We start from the raw sequence: 26705 nt of genomic DNA, 5'->3' as shown, positions 1-26705 counted from the left end.
CTAAAGTTCTGGCTTAAAGCTTAAACCCGTTAAAACGGGTTCAAAGATTTACTCAGCAAGCTACATTGATAGTTCTGGTTTCTACTTGGGTTCTCGAATGGAACCCATGAATAAAATCGTTCCCGTTTGATTATCGCGAATTGCACAGAAAAAGGGACGATCAACTACCATCTCGAAGGGGGGTTGGGGAATAGCCGCAGAGGTGAGAACCATGCCAATAGAAGTCGCTGCTGCGGCTTCTGTGCCTTCTTCATTCACTTCGACAAAGGTTTTATGTTTGACTTGATTAATTAAGACATCTTCTTCCGTCATATTAGAAAAATCAGCCCGATCATCAAAAGCAACGTCCATTCCTAGAGCTTTTAGGGCTTTGTTGAGTTGAATCTCGTACTCCAATTTAAAGCGCGGTAGTACGATTGAGCCATCCCGTTTACCGAACCGATTCATCCATTGTTGCCAGTTTTCTGGAGTGAGTTGCTGCTCAAAGGTATCTAGACTTATATTTTCACGGGGGAGGAAGACATAGAAACTTAGGCGTCCTTTACCGTAAGGTAAGCTGATGGCTTGTACTGTGTCATCTTCATAATATTGATACTCTCCCGATTGAGACATCATCGGGTGTTCTTTCTGAGTCCCATCGACTAAATAAAAAGGACGCTCTACTGTTTGCTCTTTGTCAAATTGCTCCATCCAGTTGCCTTTAAAATAGATGGCATTGATTAAAAAGAGAATATCATTGGGTTGGATTTCGCTAATAATTTGCGGTATTTTGCCGTTAGTATTTTCCTTAACCCAGTTATTGATGATACGTTTAACTTCAGGGTTAGCAAAGTCTAGGTCAGTTACTTTAGCATCATAAAATTCCTGATTGCGTCGCAGGAAATCGGGTTTAAATGAGATACCTTGTCTTACCCAAAGTGAGTTGGCGATGGAAAGCTGAATATCAGAGTCGGCGTTTTCTAAGGTAGTTTTTAAGGCTTCATTTGCCTGGTTAACCTCTGACAGACTCATCCCTTGAAGTTCTAGCGCGTTTGCTATAGCTGCTTGGGTTTCACCGCTTGCACCATTGTACGTCATGGCTAGCGCGATCGCGACGCTGGTTGGGGAGATAAAAACGTTCTTATTGCTATCTTGCTGAAGAATCTCAGAAAATAACTTAAATCCAAATTTGGTATTGGCTTCAACGATTTGGGTATTCACAGACGGATTAGGTTGCTGTGTGGTTAACTCTGGCTTTTGAGGGTTTGGGGAGTTTTGGGCATTGATTTTTTGGCTGATTAATCCTGCCATAAATCCGGCAAAAATGATACATGCGGCGATAATCCCAGTGCGACGGAGTGTCTTTTGATTCATTAGTATACCTCGATAACCCCTGTTCTGTTTAAGGATGACCGATTTGGGTTCAAGGTGTTCCACAGGTTGCTGTTTTGGTAACGAATCAGCAGGTGATCAGTATGTGTAGGGGCGACCCGCCTAGCAAAATTATACCAAATCTGTCTTTATTACCCCTTTTAAAGAGGCGATTGAAATCGCTGCTACACAAACTAAGTCCGCCTGCGCGGACTTGGTGATAACGGGGGTAGCTAACCCGGATTTAGTATTAACAATGGGAATCCGCTCAATTTGCTTGGACTGCTCTATATTCTCAACCCTAATGTCACAAAGCGATTGCATGGCTGATATTTTTATCCAAGTGGAACCGAATTGTTTACGCCATTTCGATTCCTCAATTTCTGCTGAACTAAAGAAGATGTTTTTGCCTGTAATTGTTGGGCAAACGCTTTATCCTCTCGAATTTGCTGTCTAATTTCTTCTCGATGATCGTGATAATATGCCAAGGCAGCGTACACATCAGCTAAGGTGATGGTTGGATAGTGTGAGATGATCTCATCCGGTGAAAGTCCCATTTGTTCATGCCAGATCACCACATCCTGCACTTTAATCCGATGTCCAGCAATGCGGGGTTTACCGCCACATACACCGGGAGTAATGTCTATATGTTCTGATATTACTGATTCCATCTGTATTTCCAGCAACAAACAAGGCGCATAGTCTTAAATCGTAGCAAAAACAGAGTCGAGCAGGAGAAATTTAAAACTCGGTCGGGGCGGGTTTATTCACATCTAGGTGAGGGAATCAAAGATAGTCGTGAAACCCGCCCCTACAGATGGGCGGGTTTATTCATATTTGGGTGAGGGAAGAAAAGATAGTTGTGAAACCCGCCCCTACAGATGCGCGATGCCTAACTAAAACTCTATCGTTCCGGTACTGTCCACCAGGCTAAGGCGTAAGGTTGAGAGTTTTCATTCTCCTGTTGACGATATTGAACCCGGATTTTATAGCGACCTGAAGCGGGAACGGGACAGAATATATGTTCCACACTATCTACTTCGCTTACAGAAGCGCAGGCACTTTTACGGGTATCATTTTCATCAAGAGGTATCAAATAAAGGTCGAGATTATTTAAGCCGCGATCGCGAAAACTTTCGCCAACATCATACACCTCATTTCCATTCTCATCGTTTAATTCAACGAAACGATCCCACGCCAGTGTCAGCGCCACATAACTATCTGCCTTTAAAGGTTTTTCTAAGACATAATCCTGAAACGATTTAGCCTTAACTGAACTATAATCCCAACCCACAGGCGGTACAGCCCCCGTTGATCCCCACTGACCGGGACTAAATTGTTGATAGGCGCGGAAAACATTGAGATGTCCTGTCCCCATTTGCATATCTATGGGAATTTTGGCATCAAGATAAGCATCCGATTCTACCCAAGTGTAATTATCTTTGCTCAATAGGGTGCGACTCATTCCCAGATGCAACCCATCCCCCTCATCTTGGATTTTGTCAGCGGAGTTGAGTAACACCGCTTTCATCACTTCATGGCGTCTGGAATCGGTAGTCCATTGGGGTTGATTGGCGTTGAGTTGGCGATCGCCAAATTCTTGAATTAGGGCGACTGAGGCGGTAATATGCGGCGCGGCGAAACTGGTCCCACTCACTTCGACAATTTTTCCATCCAGGTCGTAGACTAAAATACGACTTCCTGGTGCGACTAAATTAATCGCACGGCGAGTTCCCTGGTTAATTTCCCGTTGAATTAAACGCCGACCAATTCCCTCTGGCAGATCACTCAAGTTGGCAAAGTCTACCTTGGCAAATTGTCCTTGCCTTTGGGTGGTATAGGCAGTGGTAATCCCGTTATAGTGATCGGTGGGAATGGGAATGCCACCTTTGCCTTGGTTGCCTGCAATGACGTAGAGAACATCATGAGTCCGAGCTGACCAATCAATACATTTTGTTAACAGGGCATTGCCATCGAGCGCCGCTTGTGATCCTCTGGCATCTCGTTGCAGGGATTCACCAAAACTGAAGTTAATTGCCCGCACATCACCACTATTTTGCAGAGCAACATGCTGGGAGGACAGGCATTCTTCCGGCTGTCCACTGCGGATTGGGGAACCGACAGCCGAAGCGTAGAGTCTGGCTCCTGGTGCGACTCCGGGTAAGGTTTTATCTTTACTCACCATGACACCTGCCACCATTGCTGCATGGGTATCCACATCCGTATCGGCTTTCGCGGGTCGATCGCGATAAAAAACCCGCTCAAGTGCGATCGCGGGATTCCAAGATACAGCTTTATCAACGCCAAATAAGCCCGGTCTACCGATTTCTACCTGACCAATGGCTATTTTATGACCTCTCAAGTTGTAGGGGGGAGCATGGAGTCGCAATGCATCAATTCCAGCTTCTCCAATGGAAATCGGTGACGCTAAGATTGGGGTGGTCAGGGTAGAGAGTCCTACACCTCCAATCATCCATCCCAGTTTTTTGATCAGCGACCGCATAGCCAAGGCAGGTTCTCCTAACTTGAAGTATAGTTTTGAGGGTATCGGGGTGGGTTGAGCCACTTCGTATTGCTACTTTCGTATTGCTACTAATGATAACGTTTCTACACAGCTTACCTTGCTGAGGTTTTTATCGGGATTGATGCCATTGATGACGGTGGCTGGGAGGCGAGATTTGTCGATTCAGTCAATTAGGTCACGTTTTATTAGGGGATTACTAAAGACTTTGTTAAGATGAAACTTAACAGAACAGAGGTTGATAACAGATAGCCAGTATGATACTATATTCTCATATTGGCTTACATTTACTCATATTGGCTATATTCCTTTAAGAGAAGCCGGTAGAGACGTTGCATGCAACGTCTCTACTTGGATTACATAAAAACACGAAGCAGGAAGTACGCAGACAATGGCAGCATTCCCTCTATACGCAACAGAGCAGGACTTTGGCTTTTTGATGTCGAAGCCTATCTGGGAGCAAGTGCTGGAAGTGCCACTATTTGTTATTGTCTCCTCTCCAGTAACAAACAACGAGACAACCTGGCCCGACAAGTCGCCTATAATCTGTAGAGACGCGCCATGGCGCGTCTCTACCCACAAGCCGAAATCGTCAAAGACATCGGAAGTGGACTCAACTTCAAAAGAAAAGGATTGCGTTCCTTACTGGACAGACTTCTTAAAGGGGATAAGCTCACAATTGTTGTTGCCTGCAAAGACCGATTGTGCCGATTGGGAAGAGAACTTATACAGTACCTTCTCGAGCCAAACGGTGGAAGCATCGTGGTTTGAGACCAATCTGTACACTGTCCACAATCAGAGCTTACCCAAGATTTACTCTCCATTGTCCACGTCAACTCTAGTCGAATGCAGGACGGGAGAAAGTACGGTAAGAAAATCAAAGAAGATCCGAATCTACCTAAACCCTGAGCAGAGAAACCTGGTCAACACTACATCTGCATTCCCCATGACGTGCCACGAATCAAGTCCGAGAACCAAGGGCGGGTCGTGGCACTAGATCCCGGTGTTCGGTCGTTCCTTACTCTGTTTACCGAAGATAGCTTTGGTTGGATAGGAACAGGAGATATTGGACGCATCCAACGACTCTGTTATTACCTTGATGATTTAATTTCCCGTATAACTAAAGCTAAAGCCAAACAACGTCGGAGACTTAAAAAAGCGGCTGACCGATTAAGGCTGAGAATTCGCCATTTAATTGATGAGATGCATCACCAAGTTGCTCGGTTTTTAGTCGATAACTTTGATGTAATTTTGCTACCAACATTTGATGTATCTCAGATGGTGGTCAAATCCACAAGAAAACTCAGATCTAAATCAGTCAGACAAATGTTGTCCTGGGCGCATTACCGCTTTGAAAGGTTCTTGAAGCACAAGGCGTTTGAGACGGGCAAAGTCGTACTTGATTGCAATGAAGCCTACACCTCTAAAACCGTAAGTTGGACAGGTGAAATCATTTCCAATCTCGGTGGAAAAAAAGTCATTGTTGGTAGTGATGGATTTCGGATGGACAGGGACATCAATGGCGCTCGTGGGATTTTCCTACGGGCTTTGGGAGATATCCCCTCTCTAAGAGCTTGTCTTTTAGAGTGCATTGTTAGCAAATGTTAGCTTACCTCGACTTCGCTCGGTAACACGCTCGGTGTTTCATAGGCAATAGTGAAGACAAAAGCTTACTCAAATTGAGTTAATCCGGGAAAAAGTGGCGCTTGCTGTTTATGGTATTTTGCCAAATAATCCCGGAATGATGTCCCCCCAGTTCCGACTTCTACACCTACAAGTTTAAGTTGTTGTACCGCCAGTGATAGATGGAATTGATGAAAGCGGATTTGCAAATTATCGTAAGTCCGCATATTATTTAAAACTGGACTGGCATGAGGGTGATTAAAGAGATAGGAAATTTGTTCCGCTGTCGTGTTTCCAGGACTTCGTTGCAGTAGGGTGTCGTAATAATAGGCGAGATTATGATTATGATAGCGCTCAAACCATTGGGCAATATCACTCCCATAGCGGCGGTCAAATTCAGTTTCAGCAATGTGAGGATTGCCCTGGGTGTCTTTAGTTCCTCCTTGCCAATAGTTTCGCACGCCGCTCATAATTTCTAAGTGGCGAAACTGGAACGACTGAAATCCACTGGTTGGACCAATAGTCGTGCGAAATTCGGCAAATGCCCGCATTGTTTTAAGAATGGGCATGGTTGTCAATACGACTTCATAAAGGCGCAGAATCCGGGGAAAAAAGTAACAGGCTTCGCTAGTATCTCCGATAATCGGATCAGTATTATCGGCAATTGCTTGCCCTAAAGCGGTTAAAACGCGCTCCATATCCAGAATCATTTGATGGAACGCGAGTTCGCAAATTTGATGGACGGCAATAAATAAGTCTTCGTCTTGGGACGCGGTTAGTGGACGCTTGCAACTGAGTAATGCCTCTAGATTATGATACGTCCAATAGTGATTTTGAGTAACGTCTAGACTGGGATCAAGGGGAGGTAAGGGTTGGGTATGATCAGATTGAGACATAGTGTTCGGGTAAGAGAGGCTGGGGAAGCTGGGGGAGCTGGGGGAGCTGGGGAAGCTGGGGGAGCAGGGGAAGCTGGGGAAGCTGGGGGAGCAGGGGAAGCTGGGGGAGCTGGGGACGCCATGGTACATTTTTCCTGATTCGGTGATGCCATGATGCGTGAAGGATGCGACCAGATTTCCTTGAAGACAGACCAGTGTCAATATGCCTCTAAGCCCTGATAGCTAAGGGTTTCGGCTTTATGCAGCAAGCCCAAATTAGAGAGTCCTGCGAGCAGTATTGGGTATGGAGGTTGAGTGCGATCGCAGTAGTGGCGTGGCACAGCTAAAATGGTGGCATAGATTTTACGATTAAATCGGGCGCACGTCGGTGCGCCCCTACAATTCTATTCCACCAAATAAGGTGTGCAACGCCAGTAGTCTTATCCCTATCTAATATCATGTCCTGACGATTGCCCATAATTGCAATGCCGTAATAACAAGGGTTTCAGGCGTTTTTATTCGGGGTGTTTGACCGGACATGATATAACATTCTCAATCAAGGATTAACCACATACTCAGACGTTACAGCGTCTGCTTTCCCAGCTTCGACTAACGCCTGATAAACCATCGCCGCTACCTCAGCGCGAGTTGCATCTTGAGTCGGATTCAGAGACTCAGTATTCGGATAATTTACCACAATACCCGCTTCTGTTGCCGCACTGATTTTTTCACGCGCATACTCTGGAATCTGATTGGAATCCTGATAGGTTTGTAACACCTCCTGAGGAGATTGATTTGCTTCTAACCCCAATCCACTCGCTAGTGCCACTAAAACTTGTACCTTAGGAATCGGTTGCTTGGGTTGAAAGGTATTATTAGGATAGCCACGCAAAAAATTAGTTTTGCTGGTTTCCTGAATCGCAGACCATGCCCAAAATTCTGAAGATACGTCCTTAAAGTTGGGTGTCTCTAAGGTGGGTTGTTGCTCAAAAGCGTTTCTTAACAACGCCGCAAATTCTGCCCGAGTGATCGAACTATTCGGTTTAAACGTATTATCTTCTGGAAAGCCGCTCATAACATCCCGCTGCACCAGAGCGATAATATAAGGACTTGCCCAATAGTCCTCTGGAACATCGGCAAACTTCACGGCTGCATCAGGCGTTTCCGTTGGGGTTGGTGTCGGTGTTGCTTCCGAAGTTTCTGTTGGTGTTTCTGTTTCTGTCGTGGGAGCTGAGACAATCGGAGCAAGAGGAACGGCTCTAGCTATTTCCGGAAACGCCTCGTCTTCATCAATGGATTCGGGTGCAGCAGCTACGGCTGGAGAAGGTGAAGGGGAGTCTGTTGCCAAAGGAGCGCTGCTGAGGGTTTCGCGAGTGGGAATCTCCTCCGCTATCGGAGACGTTACTTTTGGCTCTTCTGGTGCTTCCGTTGTTGGTTCAGAGGTGAGTGAGCCAATCCACTGCTGTAGGTTCAATCCCTTTTGCCGTTGACCCAATACTCCAATCAAAATCGCACCGATAGTGATAACGGCGATAATTATACCAATCCATTCCTCCAAACCTAGTGGAGAGGAGTCCGAATCGGGTGGCGGTAGATTTCTCATTATGCACCTTGTTTAACTCGCAACAACACTAAGAAAGCAAGGGGAATCAAAGAATTTTTTCGGTTGTCTGAATTCTTGACCCCCCAATCCCCCAGTATTAGCCTCCACATCTGACAGTAGAGCGTTGGGACACATTTGCCTCTGGCTTTAGTTTACTGCCAAAGTGCTTATCCACTAGCGTCGGTACGTCTTCGGGAGCCACCTTATTGTACCGGGCTTTGTCTGGCATCACTACCATACATGGACCTTTTTTACACTGTTTCATACAGCCTGTGTCTTTAATCGCTACTTGGTCATCAAGGTTGCGATCGCGCAAGGTGTTATTCATCGCTTGATGGACTTTTGCCGCACCGCGTTTGCGACAGGAGGACTTTTTACACACCATGACGCTGGCTTTGGTTTTCTTGGGAGACGGTTGCAAAAGTTTCTCATATTGCTGGGATGCTGACGGGGTTTTCAATGTCACCCGCTCGGCTTTGAGTTTCAATTCCCCACGTTTGGGTTTGTACTTCTGTTTGCCAGAGATTTCTATCGGATCTCCGGGTTTGAGGATTTCAGGTAGAGATTCCCGTAAAGGTTTAGCCAGCTTGATATACCGTTCACCTGCTTCTGTATTTACCCACAGCAGCTTGGGTTTTTTGCCCGCTTTACCCAGAAATTTGACAAACTGTCCCTCTAGCTTGAAGGAGCTGACTTGTGTCTTTTTATATGATTTACCCATGAAAGTACTCTAATGTCTCCCCCTAACCGTAACGCTAATTGATAAAACATGTCATCTATTTTTCGTAAGAGTTCTTTATATGTCGTTACAAATGAGTGGGAGCCATGTAGAGACGTGCCATGGCGCGTCTGGGAGCAGGTAGCTGTAGAGACGTAGCATGCTACGTCTGGAAGCAGAGGGAGATGGGGGTGGATTTCAGTTGTCCTGCTGATCCATGGGATTGTGCATCAGGGTTTCGAGTTGTGTGTCGAGATGGTGTAAGAGTTGGTTCAGGGTTGGTAGTGTATCCACCGGAGGAATGGAATAGCGATAAGAGCGATCGCGGATTTCATTGAGCTTGTGCTGGAGTTGTCCGGCAAGTTTAATCGCCTCCTGACCCAATCGTTCCACCTTTTGTTGTTGATAGAAGTTTAAAGGCGCTCCTCGCAAGAGTTGTAGCGTTGCCTCTTCCCCATGAGTACCGGGTACTAGCCGCAAACACAATAGGAGGGATTCTTGCTGATAGAGTCGCTCACTTTCGATCTGTTTGGGCTGGGTAATGGGCTGCAACGGCAGGTTAACTAAGCGCTTAAGCTCAATAATGATATCTTCAAAAACGGATATGCTTAATTTATCCAAGACAGACTGGGAAGAGCTATCCTGGCGCAAAACAACCCGACCCCGCTCAGATTGTCGCTGAAAATACAGCCGACCAATTCCCCCCTGCAACAGCCGCCCTAACAACTCTTCCACAATTTGATGGGGGGCTAAGGTTGCCAAAAACGCGATCGGACGAGATAAATAGAGAGGGTTTACATCCAAGGGTAGAAGAGCTTTAGTCGGGAGTGACCTTTGGAAAACTGGCGTCAGCGCCGTCTGAGCCGATACCGTATTGCCAGAAGGATGCGGTGGTTGGGCTGGGGAGTGATTAGAGGATTGTGACGTCGGTTGAGGCATTGCCGCCGATGGCTGGCTATCCTCGTGGTTAGATACATCAGAGGATTGGTTTAATTCGTCCTGGAGTTGACGGATATCATCGATAATCAGTGTCGGTTGAGATTCCCTACCAGGAGAATTATTATTGGTTTTCGCCGCCGCTTTTGATTCCTCTGGCTGCACCGCCTCATTTTCAGTTTGGCTCACCTCATGGCTAGTTGGAGGTTGAGAGGCTGTCGGCGGAGGATTATCGGTTGTCGCTGCGTTAGCGGAGGAGGTTGATGGCTGGGGTTCAGTTGTCTCATCCTCCGTTAAATGGGCAGCATCACTCGGTTGCGGTTGAGACGCTACTGGGGTAGAGTTGTGTTTCTGTGCCGCCGCTTGAGGAGAAGGGGTTGACGGCTCAGGCTGATTCACCTCATCTTCAGCTAAACTGGCATCATCAATAATTAGCGTTGCTTGTTCCGACCGAGGAATGGACTGTTGGCGCTCAGAGCGTTGCCTTTTCGGTGCTGTGTCGCGATGACCTTGATTTAAATAGGCAGACAACATCGCGGTATGAGTGTTGGCGGTAATCTGTTCCACTTTCAGAGAACAGTTCATAAACGCCAGAATGCGACGGACATAATCAAGAGCCGTGGAGTCGTGGGTATCCACTATACCCAGCTTCAGGTACTTGCCTTCGAGAGACAGGGGCAAGAATTGATGAAATAGACAGGCTTCAAAGGGCAGAATACTATCAATCAGCCGAAACATTTGCTCAGTATCCACGCCAGAGAGTTCTGACGCTTGAGAGGATGATTTAGACTGAACAGGAGTGTCCGCTCGTTCTGGGTCCTGTGGTGAGGGTAACATAATAATTTCTCCAGCCTGAGTATCAATCGGTTCAGATGCCCCAGGAGTCAGATGATATAGACTTTCCGGTTTGGGATTGGCAAAAAGGTTAGCTGTTAACCCTAGTTCAATTTTTAACAACTTTGGTTAGGGAAGACACGGAATTTGCAAATGATCTAATGTTCTAGGAAGAACTACGGATGTCTTGAGCCGCTAAGTAGAGCTTACTCCATTCGCCCAACGCCTGGTTATACTTCCAATTTAGATCCTTGGCAATGACATCTAGGGTTTTACCGGCTCTCAATTGTTGAAGCAACTGGCGCTGTTGGTCGGTGAGACTTTGCCAATAGTCTTGCCACTGGATGGGGGTTAACCCTAAGTTATGCTCTTTTAAGGATACCTCTAACCAACTGGCGACTAATTCCGGCTTAACTTTAAGGGAAAAGACGCGAATGGCATGGTAACTAATTTTTTCTCGCAAGCGATAAACCTTTTGGATCGGCAAGCCTAACGTCTTAGCGATCTCCTCTTGAGATTTCCCTTGCAGATACAGGCGTAACCATTGGGCGGCTTGGGCACCAACGTTTTGGTCGAGGTAGGTTTCAAATTCTTGGCGTACTGATAGACGCAGCGCTTGTTGCTCTTGCCAGCCTTGAGTCTCTTGATAATCCGCGATCGCTTGATTATCTAATAAACTCACCGGAGCATCAGTATCATCGGAGGTAATCGACTCGGAGACAAATCGCACATTTTCCCCGCCCGGTAGATGCGTCATTCCACCGCGTCCCGATCGCTTGAGAAAATTGACGAATCGATAGACAACCAACGGTTGATTGCGGATCGGACGCATACAATATTCTTCAAGGGTGGTGAGTAAGAGGGCGTCACGTAAATGAATATCTTCACTACATTGAGCAATCCAACCAATCTGCCCTTGGATATAGCGATCGCTGTTTAATAATTCTTGAATCACTTCTTGTAAGACATCCACCACAGCCCGTTGGCGATCGCGACTCAGAGACACCCACGTCCGGATTTTATTCCGTAACGTCATTAAACTCGCTAACCGACTCGTCAAATTGCGATAGGCTTGCTCTGGAGTGACCCCCAAATAGCGCTGACGTAAAATCCGATAGCGATAGTCCATCGCTTGGCAGACAATCTTGAGTTTGTCGGGGAGTAGGTGGTTTAACCGTTCCCTGTTTTCTCCCAGTAACCAGTGGACAATGCTGGTTCTGATCCCTGGGCAATAGCCTGGATAGTCATTTGCTAAACGCTGTTGCCACTCTTGTTCGAGTTGATCTGCCAACCTTTCCATCAGATGGCACTCCTCTAACCCCTGTTTTAATGTTTGCATAACAACTCCCCTTTCGTTGCACTGACTGTTTTGATAGCATCTGCTGTTCTAATTTCATCATTTCTATCCTGAAATAGAAGTGATCGCCCTCCTGTGTTGCTTACAAGACAGTCACATCCGTATTTTGACCCAGAGTACGCCCTTGATGAGACTCGGATCTACCTTGAACGTGTTTTGGATCACAAGCCTCTAAAAATGTGTTCTCCCGGCTTAACGATTACATTGTGTGAACTCAATGCGGGGCAACCGTTGGTATTGATCAGGTATGGGTTAAAACTCTCCAGATCAGGCTAGCATTTATCGATCAATTTTAAGCAGGTTTAATTCACCCCACTTAATCAAATCGAAGCAAGCAGCAGATAGCACAACCCCTAAAACAATTACCAGAAAAGCAACAGCTTTCAAGCCCTGTGGACACAATCACCCTGTTCATTCCACTCCACCATCATGGGGTTGCTCTTATTTGATCCTATCGCGATCTCTGGAACACGATAATATCTGTTAACCTGATCAACATTATTATTTTGATACACTCGTACCACACAATGAACCTGAACTGACCCAAGCCTATGGTGCATGTTAAGCGCCTGGAACTCACTAATTTTAAATCCTTTGGCGGCACGACTCAAATTCCGATGCTGCCCGGATTTACTGTGGTTTCGGGACCTAATGGGTCAGGAAAATCCAATATCCTCGATGCTCTCCTCTTTTGTCTAGGGCTATCCAGTTCCAAGGGAATGCGGGCTGAACGTCTACCCGATCTGGTTAATCATAATAAAGAGCGACGGAGTACGGTTGAAGCCAGGGTTACGGTAACATTTGACCTATCTGACGCACCCGATATTCTAGGGGTAGAAGAGATACCGGAAAACTCCGAATCAGATGCAGACGAAGAAGCCGAGGAAGAGGAAAAAGAAGAAACCGAAGAATCAGAGGAAGACAATCCCAACTCCCAACCCTTAACTCCCCAATCAACCGAATGGAGTGTGACACGGCGGCTGCGGGTGACTAAGCAAAACACCTACACCTCGACCTACTATATTAACGGTGAATCCTGCACGCTGACTCAACTGCACGAACAGCTAAACCGCCTGCGAGTCTATCCCGAAGGCTATAATGTGGTGTTACAAGGGGATGTTACCAGCATCATCTCCATGAACTCGCGAGAACGGCGGGAAATTATTGATGAATTAGCCGGAGTCGCCGCCTTTGACCGCAAAATTACCCAGACGAAAGATACCCTGAATGAAGTCAAAGAACGGGAAGATCGCTGTCGGATTATTGAAAAAGAGCTAATCACGCAACGCGATCGCTTGGCGGCGGATCGGATTAAAGCAGAGAAATACAAAAAGCTGCGGGCGGAACTTCAGGAAAAACAACAGTGGGAACTCGTCCTCAAATGGCGATCGCTTCAACAACAGGTGGCTCATCTTACCTCTCTGATGGAGAAAGGAGAACAGGATGAACGCCAATTAACCCAGCAACTGCATACCATAGAATCCGATATTCGTCAAGGAACGGAACAACTCGAAACCCTCAACGCCCGCGTCAAAGCCTTAGGTGAAGAGGAACAAGTCGCCGTAGCCGCTACCCTAGCCAGCCAAGACGCCGAACGCCGCCAGTTACAACGCCGCCAACAAGAACTTATTCAAAACCTGGCGGATACAGAGGCGCACCAACAAACCACCCAGACGGAGATTCAGCAACAAGAACAACGCCTGCAACAGCTTCAGGCTGAACGCCACCATCTCGACACTCAAGTTATCGCCTCACGCCGCCAAGAACGGGAGGTGGCTCAAACCGCCCTGAACGCTAGCCGAGAACAAGCGGATGCGATCGCGTCAGCTTCAGAGGCTTGGGTACAACACCAAAACACCCTCACCCGCCAAATTGAAACCCTACTGCAAACCCTGAATCCCCAGCGCACTGAACAAGCCCAACTCCAAGAACGGCATAACCAACTTAGCCGCCAAATTGACGAACAAACCCAACTATTAGAACGCATCGCCCCCGAACTTGCCAGCAAACAGACCCAAGCGGCAGAATTGGAGGGGCAATTAAACGCCGTATCGCAACAGATTCAAACCCTCGCCCAAACCTTAGCCGCTACTGAACAAGAGTTACAAACCCAACGGCAAACCCAAACCCGCCTCCTGTCCGAACAACGGGACAAACAGCGTCAACTGGATAAGTTAGAAGCCCAAGCACAGGCACAGCAAGAAGCCCAAGGCACTTATGCGACTAAAATTGTTCTTCAGGCGGATATCCCTGGCGTTCATGGCTTAGTCGCCCAACTTGGTCGCGTCGAACCCCACTACCAGCTTGCCCTGGAAACCGCCGCAGGTGGGCGTTTGGGGCAGGTCGTTGTCGAAGATGACGCCGTGGCGGCGGTGGGGATCGAACTGCTTAAACAAAAACGTGCGGGGAGAGCGACATTCTTACCCTTAAATAAAATTAAACCGCCCCGATTCTCTCCCATTGTGGCACTGCGCCATGCTCAAGGGTTTATTGACTACGCCGTACATTTAATTGATTGTGAACCTCGATACCAAACCATTTTTGCCTATGTGTTTGGCTCAACGGTGGTCTTTGAAACCCTAAGTACGGCGCGTCCCTATTTGGGTCAATGCCGAATTGTCACATTAGACGGAGAACTTTTAGAAAGTAGTGGGGCGATGACGGGAGGAAGTAGTAGTTATCGGTCTAAATTACATTTTGGTATTAGTGATACCAGTGACTCAGCAGAGATGATGGCGTTGAGATCTCGTCTCCAGGATATTGAAGCCATGTTAAAGCGCTGTGACGAATGGCTGGAACGGGAATCAGCCACGGCTAAAAATCTGACGCAAACCCTGACAGATGCCAGGGAAACCCGCTCTCAGACCCAATTACGCTTAGAACAATCCCGCAAAGACATCCAGGCGCTGACGGAACAACAAACCCAAGTGCGATCGCTCCTTGCCAAAAATACCCAGGAAGTCCAGACGGCGGCGGAACGGTTGCAGCAGTTAAATCAGGCTCTTCCCGCCCAAGAATACCAACTGCAAGCCTTACGCCAACAACTCGCTCAACTGGAAGCCGAGCAAACTCCCCAGGAATGGCAACAGATTCAGAGTCAAATTAAAACCCAGGAAGCGGTGTTAGGCGATCGCGAACAGGCATTGCGAGAGGCGGAAAGACAACTGCAAGCCTTAGAGAATCAGCAGCAGCGCACGAACGAGAAGCTGGCGACAAGTTATCAACGGATTGCCGAATATCAAACCCAACACCAATCAATCCAAGAACAGCAAACCGAGATTAATCGTCAGCTTCAGGCAATTGACGTGCAAATTGGACAAACCCAAGCCCGATTAACCCAGCTAGAACAACGGTTAGGGGAAGCCAAACAAGAACGCGATCGCGTAGAGGCTATCCTCAGAAACCAGCACCTAAACCAGCAAAAGCTATCTTGGCAACGGCAAAAACTCCAGGAAACCCAAGTAACCCGGCAGGAAAAACTGGCTACCCTAAAAACTCAACTTGAAATCCAACAGGCTGAATTACCTGATCCGTTGCCAGAGGTTCCCCTGATGGTAGAGGGATGTAGAGACGTTGCATGCAACGTCTCTACAGATGGGGCGGGTTTACCTACATCTGGGAGTCAAGACAACGATAATAGTGAAACCCACCCCTACAGCATTTCCCAAATCACCGTTCAATTAGAGAAGCTGCAACGGGATATCCGCAATGGTCAAAAACGACTTGAGGCAATGGAACCCGTGAATATGTTAGCCTTGGAAGAATACGATCACACCCAAGCCCGTCTCCAGGAACTGTCGGAAAAACTGGCAACCCTAGAAGCGGAGCGGACTGAGCTATTGCTGCGAATTGAAAACTTTACCACCCTACGATTAAGAGCCTTCAAAGAATCCTTTGACGCGATTAATCAAAACTTCCAAACCATTTTTGCCGAACTCTCCGAGGGCGACGGGCATCTGCAACTGGATGACACCGACGATCCCTTTAACGGCGGACTGAACTTGGTGGCTCACCCCAAAGGCAAACCGGTGCAACGATTGGCGTCGATGTCCGGCGGCGAAAAATCTCTCACCGCCCTGAGTTTTATTTTCGCCCTACAACGGTATCGACCGTCACCATTCTATGCCTTTGACGAAGTTGACATGTTTCTCGATGGGGCAAATGTCGAGCGATTAGCTAGAATGATCAAACAACAGGCTAAACTTGCCCAATTTATCGTTGTTAGTTTGCGCCGACCTATGATTGAATCTGCCGAGCGCACCATTGGTGTTACCCAAGCTAGAGGAGCGTATACTCAAGTCTTAGGATTGAAATTAGGGTCTGCCAAACGGGACTGAATGTAGATTATATGTGATTATTAGCCTTGATACTATTGATAACCATTCCAGCAGGAGTCGAGATTCAGGATTGCAAGACATAATGACAACTGAACTAATTCGTCAGCGCTCCGATTTTTTAAATACTCAGGTGATTACTCGCAATAACGGTAAGCGCCTTGGTGTCGTCAAGGAGCTGCTCGTAGATATTGATCGGCGCGAAGTTGTGGCATTAGGGTTACGAGACAACCTGCTCTCGCTGGCTGGAATGCCACAGTATATGCTCCTCAGCAGCATTCAACAAGTGGGTGATGTCATCCTGGTTGAGGATGAGGATGTGGTTGAGGATGTTGACGTTGATGCCTACAGTACGCTGATCAATAGCGAAGTGATTACCGAAACCGGTGAACTCTTAGGTCGGGTTCGAGGATTCAAGTTTAGCGTAGAAGATGGCAAGGTGGCGTCTTTGATTATTGCCTCCTTGGGATTACCCCAAATCCCTGATCAGGTGATTAGTACTTATGAATTACCGATTGAGGAAATTGTCAGCAGTGGTCCAGACCGCCTCATCGTCTTTGAAGGTGCTCAAGAACGGCTGATTCAGCTCACCGTGGGTATTCTAGAGCGGATGGGCATTGGCAATGCTCCTTGGGAACGAGAAGAAGAGGAAGGCTACTACGCCCCCACCACCCGACCAGAAAATCAATTGGGGACAGGAATACCCGTTCGCACCCCGATTTCTCAACCCATCCAGACGGCTACGCCAGTCGAGGAACGGTGGGATGAGGATTGGCAAGAACCGGAACCGGAACCGATACGTGAGCCGATACGCCAACAACGGGCAGAACCAATTTATGCCGAAGCCCAACTGGAAGAAGATAATTGGGGGGATGAATGGGAAGATTCGTCTCAAGCAGCGCGTCGGTATGAAGAACCCCTTTATACTGAACCCGAACCTTATGAGCCGCCGCACAAAGATGAGTACGCGGATTATGAGGTAGAAGGGGATGCTTGGGAAGATACTGTAGAGCGCGAACCCTATCAAGCACCGCCCGTTAATATTCCTGAAAAGACTAAAACCCCCGAATACGAAGAGGAGGCGGGTTATTAGGAGAGGATGGTAGAGAGTTTCCCCAAATTCTTTCTGGGCTAGGTTTTGCCGCTCAACGTTGACAAAAAAACTGATAACTGAGGTACACAGACAGATCCCCGACTTCTTGAAGAAGTCGGGGATCTTGCTTAGAGACTGTACCTCAAGTGACCGTAGTATAAAGGTTGAGTAAAATTTTTGTAAAATTTTGGCGATCGCTAAGTTTTTTTCTGATAGAGAGGGAATACTGGAGAAAGAAGCATAAAGTATAGCACTACGCACTAAGGTTAGGACATAAAAGAAAAATTTAAATCGCTCAATCCCTTGTACGGTAAGCTTTTTTCTTCACTATTGCCTATGACACACCGAGCGTGTTACCGAGCGAAGTCGAGGTAAGTCGAGGTGTTGCCTATTGCAAGAAAGCCTAGCGCGTAGCGCTATACAACCATAACCAATTTACAGGGTACAGGAGATGAACAAACAAGAGCGCAATCGGTTAATTCAGCGGATCAGTCGGGCTTCAGGGGTTGCCCAATATGCCTTACAAAAGAAAATGACTGATGAGCAAATTAGCCTAGCGGCTCAACACTTGGACGTGTTGGAACTGGTAAAATCTGCCAATACTTACAACAGGTACTGTCAAGCCCAAAAAACCCGAGAGGCAAATGATAAGTTAAAGTCTTTCCTTGACCCCCAAAACTCTGAGATTGTTTCAGTGGGAAGGTGGTTAATCAACGCCCTTTCCCAGAACCGCTCTGATCGTAAGGAAACTCTTTTAGAGAGAGATTTGGTACATAAGGAAGACTACAACACCATGGTTTCCGATATGCGTCAAACTATTTCCGACATGGATCAGATGACGTTGGCATCCACGCAGGAGTCAGCCGATAAAATAAAAATTTTGGAAAAAAGAATTGATACTCTAAAAGGACAGTTATCTAGGATTGAAGAGTACATCCGTAACAATCATGGTGTTGCAGAGTGGAAAAGGATAAACGAGACGTTGATTTCAATGGGTAGATAATTATGAATATTGTTGATGGATTAAGTTATCGAGATTGGCAAAAAAGAAATACAGAATCTTTCTCTAAACTAGAGCGAGCAAAACAAAAGGAACTGCGATCTAAAGGGTATCGTAATATTGGTTGGAATCATGTTCAGAAGTCGTGGAGTCTATTGCAAACCTCATTCCAAGAGTTGAGTCTTTTTGATCACAAGTTGCGTAAAGGCGATTTAAGTGGGGCTATCAAGCACTCGATTCTAGAAGCTGAACAATCGCAAGACATTGCATCTGAAGCCCTAGAGACTCTTGATAAAAACTACAAAAATGTTAAACAACTAGCTAACCAAGCCCTTGCTAAGTATCAACTCTTGTAAAAACAGTGCCAGATATGAATAAGAATGCCCTAAAGACTCTTTACAGAAGTTCAGATATCAACGATCTGTGGAAATATGGTGCAAACCAAAAGCTAATTAATCATCCGAGTTATGGGTCGATTAGCCCAAACGAGTATAGACAAAAGTTTAATCAGAAGCCTTGTCCCTTCTGTGGGAAAAAGATGGTACATGGGAAGTTCTCACACAGCACACAATCTCACCAAGAAGCGCTCAAAAGAGGCTATCAATATCAAGATGCGAATGGGGTAGATTGTATAAACAAGGCAGGAAACTATTACTTTCATCCTAATTACGTTACATTAGACCACAGAGTTAATAAAGCTCGATGTCCTGAATTGCTGTTTGAGTCAAGCAACCTTCAGATTATATCGCTCTTATGTCACTCTGGGAGAAGTATAATAAAGAAAAATCGCTGAAACTCTTACCCAGTATATGACACAAGCAAGAGTTGCCCGATCGACAGTAAGATTTATCGATGAATATTGCAACAGCTATAAAAGTATATTTCCAGAAGTTAGAAGTTTTGAAGCATTTAAACAGTTGCATCTAGGGATGTTATCTGATATAAAACGAAAAAGTTTACCGGAAATAGCCGCTGCGGTGGGATTAAAAAATAATCAATCCCTGCACCATTTCATAAGTCAGTCCCCCTGGGAGTTAAAAGAGTTAAGGGAAAGGCGAATTGAGGTAATACTAAGAGCCTTAAAAGGGCAAGAAATAATTATAGATGAAACGGGGGATAGGAAAAAAGGAAAAAAGACCGATTATGTAAGTCGGCAATATATAGGAAACTTGGGGAAAGTAGAGTCGGGGATAGTAGCGGTAACAGCTTACGGGATAGTCGAAGGAATGACAATAGTCCTTTCCTTCCAGGTGTACAAACCGAAAAACAGACTAAAAGAAGGAGAACCCTATTTATCGAAACCCCAAATAGCGGCTCAGATGATTAGAGACCTCAAAAAGCAAGGATTCAACTTTTCTTTGGTATTAGCAGATAGCTTGTACGGCGAAAGTGAAAGTAATTTTCTGGAGACATTAGAAGAATTAAACCTCAATTATGTGGTGGCAATAAGAAGTAATCACGCGGTCTGGATGCCTCGTGAACAAAGGGTAAGGTACAACAAGTGGAGAAAATTTAACCCTGAGCGAAGTCGAAGGGTTGACCGAATATTTTCTGATGGTAAAAAGCAGGTACGCTACATTAGGGAAGTGATTTACGGAAAGAAAAGAAAACAAAGGTATTGGGAAATTACGACAAATACGGAAACCTTACCGAAAAATGAGACGTGGAATGTCATGACGAAAGTACCGAATATCAAGTATGATGAAGTCGGGAATTTATATGGATTACGAAACTGGGTCGAGTATGGCTTAAAGCAAAAAAAGAATGAATTGGGATGGGCAGATTTTCGATTGACAAGTTATTCAGAGATAGAAAAATGGTGGGAAATAGTTTGTAGTGCTTATTTACTGGTGAGCTTACATTCCCAAAAATTAGCCACCCAGAAAACTCCCTTAAACCCTAGTTATATTTCCCAAACAGGTCTGGGATTTTTATTGTCGGAACATCCTCGATGGGATGCCAGAGAAGGCTGGAAGAATTTGCTGAATAACTTGCGTTTAATTCTCCAACCCTTGCTCGCTTACAATGACCTCAAATTTTGGTTGAACATCTTTCCTATTCCTTACTTAGATGTGGGCTTAAATCGTTTAATAAATTGGATGAATCGCTTTCCTGGCGCTGTTCCCGAAGCTAATGCTAGCACAGATTTCCACTTTTCCTCTGCCTAGAGTGACATAAGAGCGATATAGCCAAGATTAATGAGGGATTCCCCAGAAGGGCGGGTTTAGTCAAGTTATCAGTTTGGTGCAAAATGTTATCTGTCAAACCCGCCCCTACACCCAGACGCGCCATGGCACGTCTCTACATTGCTCCCCCAGCTCCCCCTGCTTCCAGCTCCCTACCCCCACCCCAAAACTTATTCAGCAGCCCCTATCTATTACAGCAAGCGACGCTAGGATCAATGTAAGCTCAAACCTAGCGCTGGAGGTATGATTTTGACTAACAATTCTCCTGGTTCAAACCAAGACTGGGATTGGGCAATGTGGAGTGTTGACGCGGTTCAGGGGGAACTCCACTACAAACGCGCCCAAGACTCTTTGCGTGAGTTAGTCAGCAATCTTGATTTAACCTCCCAAGAACAAGCGGGGTTAGAATCGGAAATTGAGGATTTAGCCAACCTCTTGGACAAGCTAGAACACAGTTGTGTGCAACTCGCTGCTTTTGGTATGGTTGGGCGGGGCAAATCCTCGGTACTGAATGCGTTATTAGGACAACCTGTGTTTGAAACCGGGGCGCTGCATGGGGTGACTCGCAATGCTCAAACGGCGAATTGGCAGTTAAGTCAAGAAACCTTGGCAAACACGGATCAGGAAATCCTGCGCGTGGCTTTGCCGAGTATTGGGGAGTCCCAAATTCAGTTTATTGATACGCCAGGGATTGATGAAGTTCATGGGGAAACCCGTGAGGCGTTAGCGGTAACTGTTGCCAGACAAGCGGATCTGATTCTATTTATTATCGCTGGGGATATCACCAAAGTCGAGTATGAAGCTCTGTCTCTATTACGAGATAGTGGGAAGCCAATGCTATTGGTCTTTAATAAAATAGACCAATATCCCGAAGCCGATCGCGAGGCGATTTATCGTAAAATTCGGGATGAACGGGTGAAACAGTTGTTATCTCCGGCTGAAATTGTTCGGGTGGCGGCTGCACCCTTAGAAGCAGTAGCTGTGCGCCGCGCTGATGGGAGTCGGGCGATTCAACGGCGTCTGGGAACTCCTCAGATAGAAGAATTAAAGCTAAAAATATTGGAAATTTTGCACCGGGAAGGTAAATCCTTAGTCGCCCTCAATTCGATGATGTACGCGGGTGAGGTGAATGAACAACTGGTGCAACGGAAAATGGCGATTCGGGACGAAAGTGCCAATCAGGTTATCTGGAAAGCAGTGATGACCAAAGCTGTCGCGATCGCACTCAATCCAGTTACGGTTTTGGATCTACTCACGGCAACGGTTGTAGACGTAGTGATGATTCTAGCATTATCTCGCCTCTACGGTATCTCCATGACCCAACAAGGTGCGGTGGGATTGCTTCAGAAAATCGCCCTGAGTATGGGCGGAATTGGTGCAAGCGAAGTGTTAGCCACATTGGGATTGAGTAGTATTAAGGGATTGTTAGGACTTTCTGCACCTGCAACTGGAGGAGTTACCTTAGCGCCTTATCTGTCTGTCGCCATGACTCAGGCGGGTGTCGCGGGGGTTTCCACTTATGCAATTGGACAAGTGACGAAAGTTTATTTAGCCAATGGTGCGTCTTGGGGAGAAGACGCCCCGAAAACTGTCGTCAGTCGCATTCTGGAATCATTAGATGAAACTTCAATTCTCAATCGGATTAAAGGAGAATTGGCAGCGAAATTAGGTCGCACGTCTTAATCTCAACGCGCCCTTGCTCCCCTCTCCCCCTTTTGAAGCTATGCATTACTCACATCTTTCTTAAAGGGATGGAAAAACTATTAGGAGGCTCAGTTAAAAGTGACTATTTAAATGATGACAAGCTGGGGCGAGTGATGGATGAACTTTATAAATATGGATTAACTCAACTATTTCTAAAATTAGCAATTACTTTAACGAAGACATTTAAAATAGAGGTAAATTTTAACCATGCAGATATCACATCATTTCATTTGCATGGGAAGTATAATTATAATTATGGAGAGTTAGCCAATCCATCAGAAGGTTTAATTAAAGAAAGACCAATAATTATTACCCAAGGATACTCCCTTGACCATCGACCGGACTTAAAGCAATGTGTCTGTAGAGACGCGCCATGGCGCGTCTCTACTTAATAACAACAAGTGATGGAGACCTATTAAATTGACACTGATGAGCAGCGACTCGCCCCTACAACCGCGATCATCCCGACAATCCCGAAATCACTAACGAATAATAATATCCACCTCCGAGACACCTGATCGCGCGGCTTGCTGACAGCGTTCCTGATAAAATTGAACCACGCGATCGCGATCGTCCCATTGCCACAGTTGAGTGAAAATCTGCTGCGCTTGGGTATACTCTTTCTCCACATACAGATGCACCCCCCGTTCAAACTCTGTCCGAGTTTGTCGCTTCAATTCAATCAGTGGTGGCGGGTTACCATCAAACACCTCAAAGATCGCGATCGGTTGGAGTTTTCCTTTCACCGTCACTCGACCTAAGAAACGATAACTATAATGGTGAGCATTTGTCAACCCATTTAACGTTTCTTCGCTAATTAAAATCTCCACCCCAAAAACCTTAGTTAATCCCTCCAAACGCGAGGCTAAATTAACCGCATCCGAAATCACTGTTGTATCCATTCGCTGAGACTCTCCCACCGTTCCCAACATTAAACTCCCCGTATGCAAACCAATCCCAATTGCAATCGGTTCATACCCACAGGCTTGACGGTGAGCATTATACAAACTGACTTGCTTTTGCATCTCAATTGCCGCTTGTACTGCATCATCAGCCATCTGGGGAAATAATGCCATTACCGCATCGCCAATATATTTATCAATAAATCCACGATAATTGCGAATTACGGGACTCACACGACCTAAATATGAATTCAGAAAATCAAAATTTGCTTTCGGTGACAATTGTTCCGACAAACTGGTAAATGAACGAATATCGGCAAATAAAATAGACATTTCTTTTTGCACCTGATCCCCTAATTGCACATCCACAATACTTTCTCGTTCCAAAAATTGCAGAAACTCATAAGGGACAAACCGTCCGTAAGCGGCATTGATTTTGGCTAAGCGGAGATGGGTTTTAATTCGGGCTAAAAGTTCATTCTTTAACACAGGCTTGGTTAAATAATCATTTGCGCCAACGGCAAACCCCTCCACTAAATCTGAAATCTGATTTTTCGCCGTTAACAAGACAATGGGAAGTTCATTGGGGAGAAATTGTTCCCGCAGTTTTTTACACAGTTCATACCCTGTCATCTGCGGCATCATTATATCTAGCAAAATCAGATCCGGTTTGAACCCTAAACGAATCAATTCTAACGCTTCCAAGGCACTAGACGCTTGAGTAATCGCATAATTTTGCAACGACAGATGATTGACAATTACCTGAAGATTCGTGGGTTCATCATCCACAATTAAAATGTGGAAGGTTCCCTCTGGCGTGACAGCCGCCTCTTGAGCCATGAGAATGCGATCGGGGCTAACAGTTCGCGGTGTATAATCTTGCACCTTAGAGACTTCGATGGGGGATTGATAATCAACCTTACCCTGAGATAAAGGCAGCGTAAATGTAAAGCGTGACCCCACTCCTGGCGTAGACTCAACCTTAATGATCCCGCCGTGAAGTTCAACCAGTTGTTTGGTAATTGCTAAACCTAATCCCGTTCCTCCATAGTGGCGAGCAATAGAACCATCAGCTTGTTCAAATGATTCAAAAATGCGATTAATTTTGTCCGGTGGAATGCCAATTCCGGTGTCAATTACATGGATTTCCAGCATATCATTGACTGGCGTCGCTGAAACTTCAATGGTTCCCTGTTCCGTAAACTTAATTGCATTGCTGACTAAATTATATAAAATCTGTTGCACCCGGTTTTCATCGGCATCAACCGGAGAAATCTCTGGATTGATACTATTGATTAACTCGATCGATTTTTTGCCCACCAGCGGTTGAGAAATGGTTAAAACCACATGGGTAACTTCTCGAATTCCGATTGGTTTAATATTCAGGTGTAGGTTATGGTGTTTGAGTTGCGAGAAATCCAGTAAATCATTAACAAGCTGGTGCAATCGTCTGCCACTGGAAACAATGAGCGACAAGTTAAACCGAGTCGCATCCGATAGGTTTCCTGTTACTCCATCAATCAATGATTCCGCAATGCCAATAATTCCATTCAAGGGAGTTTTTAGTTCATGAGACGTGTTCGCTAAAAATTCATCCTTAAGCTGATCGAGTCGTTGTAAGGCAGTATTTTTCGCTTCTAATTCTATGGCATAATTTTGCAGCAGGTTACGCGCTTGGATGAATTGACGCTCTAACATAACGCCTAAGGTAAGAATAAAAACTAATGTTCCCCACGGATAAAGTTTTTGATACCAATTTACCCACTCTAGGCGATAAATTAAAATATCATTAATGGCAGATAGAGTAAGCAGACCAAATCCTAAGGTAAAGAGTTTGGCTTCAACGTTACCCGTCAGAGAAATTTGCACCGCCTTGGTTAAAATTATTATCGCACTGGCTAAAAACAAGAATTGAGCTAAAGTGACGGTTTGACTCCAAGAAAAGGTGTGAGTGGTAACTAAAGTTAACGCGGCTACCGCATAAGCCAGATGAATTTTCCAGAGATGGCGAATAATAGACTGGCATCTCATCTTAAACATTTCTTGAAAGAAAAGGCAACCACTCACAGGAATCAGATAGAATGAGGTATATTCCCAGAACCGTAATGCTTCTAGGTGATTGATAAAGACAGGGATAAAAAAAGACCGCGATAGGGTATAGATCCCGATCGTCGTTGTTAAAACACCAAAGTGAAAGTATGATTTTTTTTCGGGGCGACTTAAAGACAATCCCAGAATGATTAATCCTAAGGCAAAAAATAAAATGCCGAGTAATGCATGGCTTTGTTGTTGAAAGAAACGTTTAATTACAGTATTGTGATCACCCAAAACAACGCGATCAAACAATCCGATATAAATTGAAGCATTTTCTCCGACATACACCCGAAACAAGAGAGTTTGATGCTGAAATCCTGGCTCAAGTTGAACGAGTGGCAATTGATAGTCTGTTAGTGTGGCTTGATTGGCAGCATTGAGTGACCATTGATTATAGAAATGTTGCTCTCCTAAATATACATCTAATATATAAGGTACAGCGCCAAAATAGAGAGTCGGGGAGTGCCATTCTCCAGCAGGTAAAGGAACACGCAACCACAGAATCTGGACATTTTTATGGCTTGGTTTGCGGATTTTTCCGGGAAACTGAAATGATTGCCATTGTTCAGACAATATCTGATTCTGCGTCCCTTCTGAAACCTTGAGTTGTTGTTGAGAAAAATCACCCCAATGATATTGCCATCCCTGAGTGATTTCTACCAGTGACGATGAAATTGGCGCGACTGGAGATTGAGCTGAACCAGATACCGTGTAGACGACTAGGCAACTGAATAGTGTTAAAATAAATGCGCCTAGATAGGAAATTCGAGGTTTTTGAGGTAGCCGATGTGAGCGCCATTGCTCCCACCGTTGCTTTATCCATGCACCCCTAGTCATAGTAGAGTCCCTGTTGTGATTGCTGCTATCCTATTTCTATTGTGAGGCAAGCGGACAGAGTTGGCAGCATCTATACATCTGTGAATCTACTCTGGCGGAGTGGGTTGGCTTACCCGACAAGAGAATGGTCTTTATGCCACAATGGACAGATAAGTAGGTGGGAAAAATTACAGTTAACCCTGGGGATTATTTTATGTCTTACGTAGGGGTTTGAAGTATATTTACAAAAGTTAATATAGTTGGATTGATTTCCACTAACCTCCTTACTCCAGGTTCTGGTCAACTAACCAATTTTTAGGAATTGACAAAATGTCTCATTGATGCTTTTTAAATAAACGTTACAAAACTCCTCAACTTTTATGATTTTTTACCTATTTTAATTTTTATATTCGAGGAGTTACACTGAACTATTAATAAGGACGGGTTTTGTTTTTCCGTTATTGGTGGGGAGGACGGGTTTTGTTTTTCCGTTATCGGTGAGGAGGGCGGGTTTTGTTTTTCTGTTATCGGTGAGGAGGGCGGGTTTTGTTTTTCTGTTATCGGTGAGGAGGGCGGGTTTTGTTTTTCCGTTATCGGTGAGGAGGGCGGGTTTTGTTTTTCCGTTATCGGTGAGGAGGGCGGGTTTTGTTTTTCCGTTATCGGTGAATAGCTGAATTTAGTCCCTAAACCCGCCCCTACAATTGTCCCTAAACCCGCCCCTACAATTGTCCCTAAACCCGCCCCTACAATTGTCCCTAA

The 26705-nt window shown here is 45.6% G+C and carries 19 protein-coding genes and 1 pseudogene; 10 read left to right on the top strand and 10 right to left on the bottom strand.

Features of this window, described 5'->3' with window-relative positions; all coding sequences use genetic code 11:
* Window positions 1-81: 81 nt before the first annotated feature.
* From RIC07_RS26160 to RIC07_RS26150, 3 genes are all read right to left on the bottom strand, one after another.
* Window positions 82-1353, bottom strand: coding sequence for a serpin family protein (locus RIC07_RS26160; protein ID WP_446397070.1), 1272 nt, complete (start codon window positions 1351-1353; stop codon window positions 82-84).
* Window positions 1354-1685: 332 nt separating this feature from the next.
* The gene (locus RIC07_RS26155) at window positions 1686-2021 is read right to left on the bottom strand and encodes a DUF433 domain-containing protein (protein WP_446384084.1); all 336 of its coding nucleotides are present in this window, start codon (window positions 2019-2021) and stop codon (window positions 1686-1688) included.
* 233 nt (window positions 2022-2254) lie between these two features.
* Window positions 2255-3853, bottom strand: coding sequence for a S8 family serine peptidase (locus RIC07_RS26150; protein ID WP_446397071.1), 1599 nt, complete (start codon window positions 3851-3853; stop codon window positions 2255-2257).
* A 579-nt stretch (window positions 3854-4432) separates the two neighbouring features.
* Between RIC07_RS26150 and RIC07_RS26145 the strand changes: the two genes are divergently transcribed.
* Window positions 4433-4642 carry a recombinase family protein gene (locus RIC07_RS26145; protein ID WP_446397069.1) on the top strand — a complete coding sequence of 70 codons (210 nt, stop codon included), beginning with the start codon at window positions 4433-4435 and terminating at the stop codon, window positions 4640-4642.
* 180 nt (window positions 4643-4822) lie between these two features.
* Window positions 4823-5479 (top strand): zinc ribbon domain-containing protein, encoded by a 657-nt coding sequence (locus RIC07_RS26140; RefSeq protein WP_446397068.1) that lies wholly within the window; start codon window positions 4823-4825, stop codon window positions 5477-5479.
* Window positions 5480-5541: 62 nt separating this feature from the next.
* Here RIC07_RS26140 and RIC07_RS26135 read toward each other — a convergent pair whose 3' ends face one another.
* Window positions 5542-6390 (bottom strand): tryptophan 2,3-dioxygenase family protein, encoded by an 849-nt coding sequence (locus RIC07_RS26135; protein ID WP_446397067.1) that lies wholly within the window; start codon window positions 6388-6390, stop codon window positions 5542-5544.
* On the opposite strand from RIC07_RS26135, the gene RIC07_RS26130 reads away from it, so the two are divergent.
* Complete coding sequence (locus tag RIC07_RS26130) at window positions 6373-6528, top strand: hypothetical protein (RefSeq protein ID WP_446397066.1); 156 nt, start codon at window positions 6373-6375, stop codon at window positions 6526-6528. The genes RIC07_RS26135 and RIC07_RS26130 overlap by 18 nt on opposite strands.
* Window positions 6529-6925: 397 nt before the next feature.
* Here the strand turns inward: RIC07_RS26130 and RIC07_RS26125 are convergent, their stop codons facing one another.
* The 4 genes from RIC07_RS26125 to RIC07_RS26110 form a co-directional block, all read right to left on the bottom strand.
* Window positions 6926-7972: an S-layer homology domain-containing protein gene (locus RIC07_RS26125; protein WP_446397065.1), complete on the bottom strand. Its 1047-nt coding sequence runs from the start codon at window positions 7970-7972 to the stop codon at window positions 6926-6928.
* 97 nt (window positions 7973-8069) lie between these two features.
* A complete protein-coding gene (locus tag RIC07_RS26120; protein WP_446397064.1) occupies window positions 8070-8693 on the bottom strand; it encodes a (2Fe-2S) ferredoxin domain-containing protein in 624 nt (207 codons plus the stop codon).
* A 195-nt stretch (window positions 8694-8888) separates the two neighbouring features.
* Window positions 8889-10583 (bottom strand): hypothetical protein, encoded by a 1695-nt coding sequence (locus RIC07_RS26115; protein WP_446397063.1) that lies wholly within the window; start codon window positions 10581-10583, stop codon window positions 8889-8891.
* Between the two features lie 43 nt (window positions 10584-10626).
* A complete protein-coding gene (locus tag RIC07_RS26110; protein WP_446397062.1) occupies window positions 10627-11799 on the bottom strand; it encodes a HetZ-related protein 2 in 1173 nt (390 codons plus the stop codon).
* A gap of 569 nt (window positions 11800-12368) precedes the next feature.
* Here RIC07_RS26110 and smc point away from each other — a divergent pair.
* From smc to RIC07_RS26075, 7 genes and pseudogenes are all read left to right on the top strand, one after another.
* Window positions 12369-16154, top strand: coding sequence for a chromosome segregation protein SMC (gene smc / locus RIC07_RS26105; RefSeq protein ID WP_446397061.1), 3786 nt, complete (start codon window positions 12369-12371; stop codon window positions 16152-16154).
* A gap of 82 nt (window positions 16155-16236) precedes the next feature.
* A complete protein-coding gene (locus RIC07_RS26100; protein ID WP_446397060.1) occupies window positions 16237-17244 on the top strand; it encodes a PRC-barrel domain-containing protein in 1008 nt (335 codons plus the stop codon).
* A gap of 451 nt (window positions 17245-17695) precedes the next feature.
* Complete coding sequence (locus tag RIC07_RS26095) at window positions 17696-18247, top strand: hypothetical protein (RefSeq protein WP_446397059.1); 552 nt, start codon at window positions 17696-17698, stop codon at window positions 18245-18247.
* Window positions 18248-18249: 2 nt separating this feature from the next.
* Window positions 18250-18600 carry a hypothetical protein gene (locus tag RIC07_RS26090; RefSeq protein WP_446397058.1) on the top strand — a complete coding sequence of 117 codons (351 nt, stop codon included), beginning with the start codon at window positions 18250-18252 and terminating at the stop codon, window positions 18598-18600.
* A 453-nt stretch (window positions 18601-19053) separates the two neighbouring features.
* Window positions 19054-20412, top strand: a complete 1359-nt coding sequence (locus RIC07_RS26085) for an IS701 family transposase (RefSeq protein WP_446397057.1) — start codon at window positions 19054-19056, stop codon at window positions 20410-20412.
* Window positions 20413-20673: 261 nt separating this feature from the next.
* The gene (locus tag RIC07_RS26080; protein WP_446397056.1) at window positions 20674-22113 is read left to right on the top strand and encodes a GTP-binding protein; all 1440 of its coding nucleotides are present in this window, start codon (window positions 20674-20676) and stop codon (window positions 22111-22113) included.
* Window positions 22114-22175: 62 nt separating this feature from the next.
* Window positions 22176-22549, top strand: a pseudogene (locus tag RIC07_RS26075) (DUF4277 domain-containing protein); the annotation flags it as partial.
* A gap of 67 nt (window positions 22550-22616) precedes the next feature.
* Here RIC07_RS26075 and RIC07_RS26070 read toward each other — a convergent pair.
* Together RIC07_RS26070 and RIC07_RS26065 are read right to left on the bottom strand one after the other, a co-directional pair.
* Window positions 22617-25967 (bottom strand): ATP-binding protein, encoded by a 3351-nt coding sequence (locus tag RIC07_RS26070; protein ID WP_446397055.1) that lies wholly within the window; start codon window positions 25965-25967, stop codon window positions 22617-22619.
* A gap of 357 nt (window positions 25968-26324) precedes the next feature.
* A partial coding sequence (locus RIC07_RS26065) for a hypothetical protein (RefSeq protein ID WP_446397054.1) occupies window positions 26325-26705 on the bottom strand: 381 nt, incomplete at its 5' end.

Source organism: Coleofasciculus sp. E1-EBD-02, from assembly GCF_040218245.1.
GTDB lineage: Bacteria > Cyanobacteriota > Cyanobacteriia > Cyanobacteriales > Coleofasciculaceae > Coleofasciculus.
This window is presented reverse-complemented; position numbering and strand designations above follow the sequence as displayed.

Excerpts from the sequence above, each read along its gene's own strand:
- RIC07_RS26130 (WP_446397066.1), top strand. The coding sequence starts at position 6,373 with ATGATCAGATTGAGACATAGTGTTCGGGTAAGAGAGGCTGGGGAAGCT.
- RIC07_RS26155 (WP_446384084.1), bottom strand. The coding sequence starts at position 2,021 with ATGGAATCAGTAATATCAGAACATATAGACATTACTCCCGGTGTATGT.
- RIC07_RS26100 (WP_446397060.1), top strand. The coding sequence starts at position 16,237 with ATGACAACTGAACTAATTCGTCAGCGCTCCGATTTTTTAAATACTCAG.
- RIC07_RS26150 (WP_446397071.1), bottom strand. The coding sequence starts at position 3,853 with ATGCGGTCGCTGATCAAAAAACTGGGATGGATGATTGGAGGTGTAGGA.
- RIC07_RS26085 (WP_446397057.1), top strand. The coding sequence starts at position 19,054 with ATGACACAAGCAAGAGTTGCCCGATCGACAGTAAGATTTATCGATGAA.
- RIC07_RS26110 (WP_446397062.1), bottom strand. The coding sequence starts at position 11,799 with ATGCAAACATTAAAACAGGGGTTAGAGGAGTGCCATCTGATGGAAAGG.
- RIC07_RS26125 (WP_446397065.1), bottom strand. The coding sequence starts at position 7,972 with ATGAGAAATCTACCGCCACCCGATTCGGACTCCTCTCCACTAGGTTTG.
- smc (WP_446397061.1), top strand. The coding sequence starts at position 12,369 with ATGGTGCATGTTAAGCGCCTGGAACTCACTAATTTTAAATCCTTTGGC.
- RIC07_RS26080 (WP_446397056.1), top strand. The coding sequence starts at position 20,674 with ATGATTTTGACTAACAATTCTCCTGGTTCAAACCAAGACTGGGATTGG.
- RIC07_RS26095 (WP_446397059.1), top strand. The coding sequence starts at position 17,696 with ATGAACAAACAAGAGCGCAATCGGTTAATTCAGCGGATCAGTCGGGCT.
- RIC07_RS26070 (WP_446397055.1), bottom strand. The coding sequence starts at position 25,967 with ATGACTAGGGGTGCATGGATAAAGCAACGGTGGGAGCAATGGCGCTCA.
- RIC07_RS26090 (WP_446397058.1), top strand. The coding sequence starts at position 18,250 with ATGAATATTGTTGATGGATTAAGTTATCGAGATTGGCAAAAAAGAAAT.
- RIC07_RS26135 (WP_446397067.1), bottom strand. The coding sequence starts at position 6,390 with ATGTCTCAATCTGATCATACCCAACCCTTACCTCCCCTTGATCCCAGT.
- RIC07_RS26145 (WP_446397069.1), top strand. The coding sequence starts at position 4,433 with ATGGCGCGTCTCTACCCACAAGCCGAAATCGTCAAAGACATCGGAAGT.
- RIC07_RS26120 (WP_446397064.1), bottom strand. The coding sequence starts at position 8,693 with ATGGGTAAATCATATAAAAAGACACAAGTCAGCTCCTTCAAGCTAGAG.
- RIC07_RS26160 (WP_446397070.1), bottom strand. The coding sequence starts at position 1,353 with ATGAATCAAAAGACACTCCGTCGCACTGGGATTATCGCCGCATGTATC.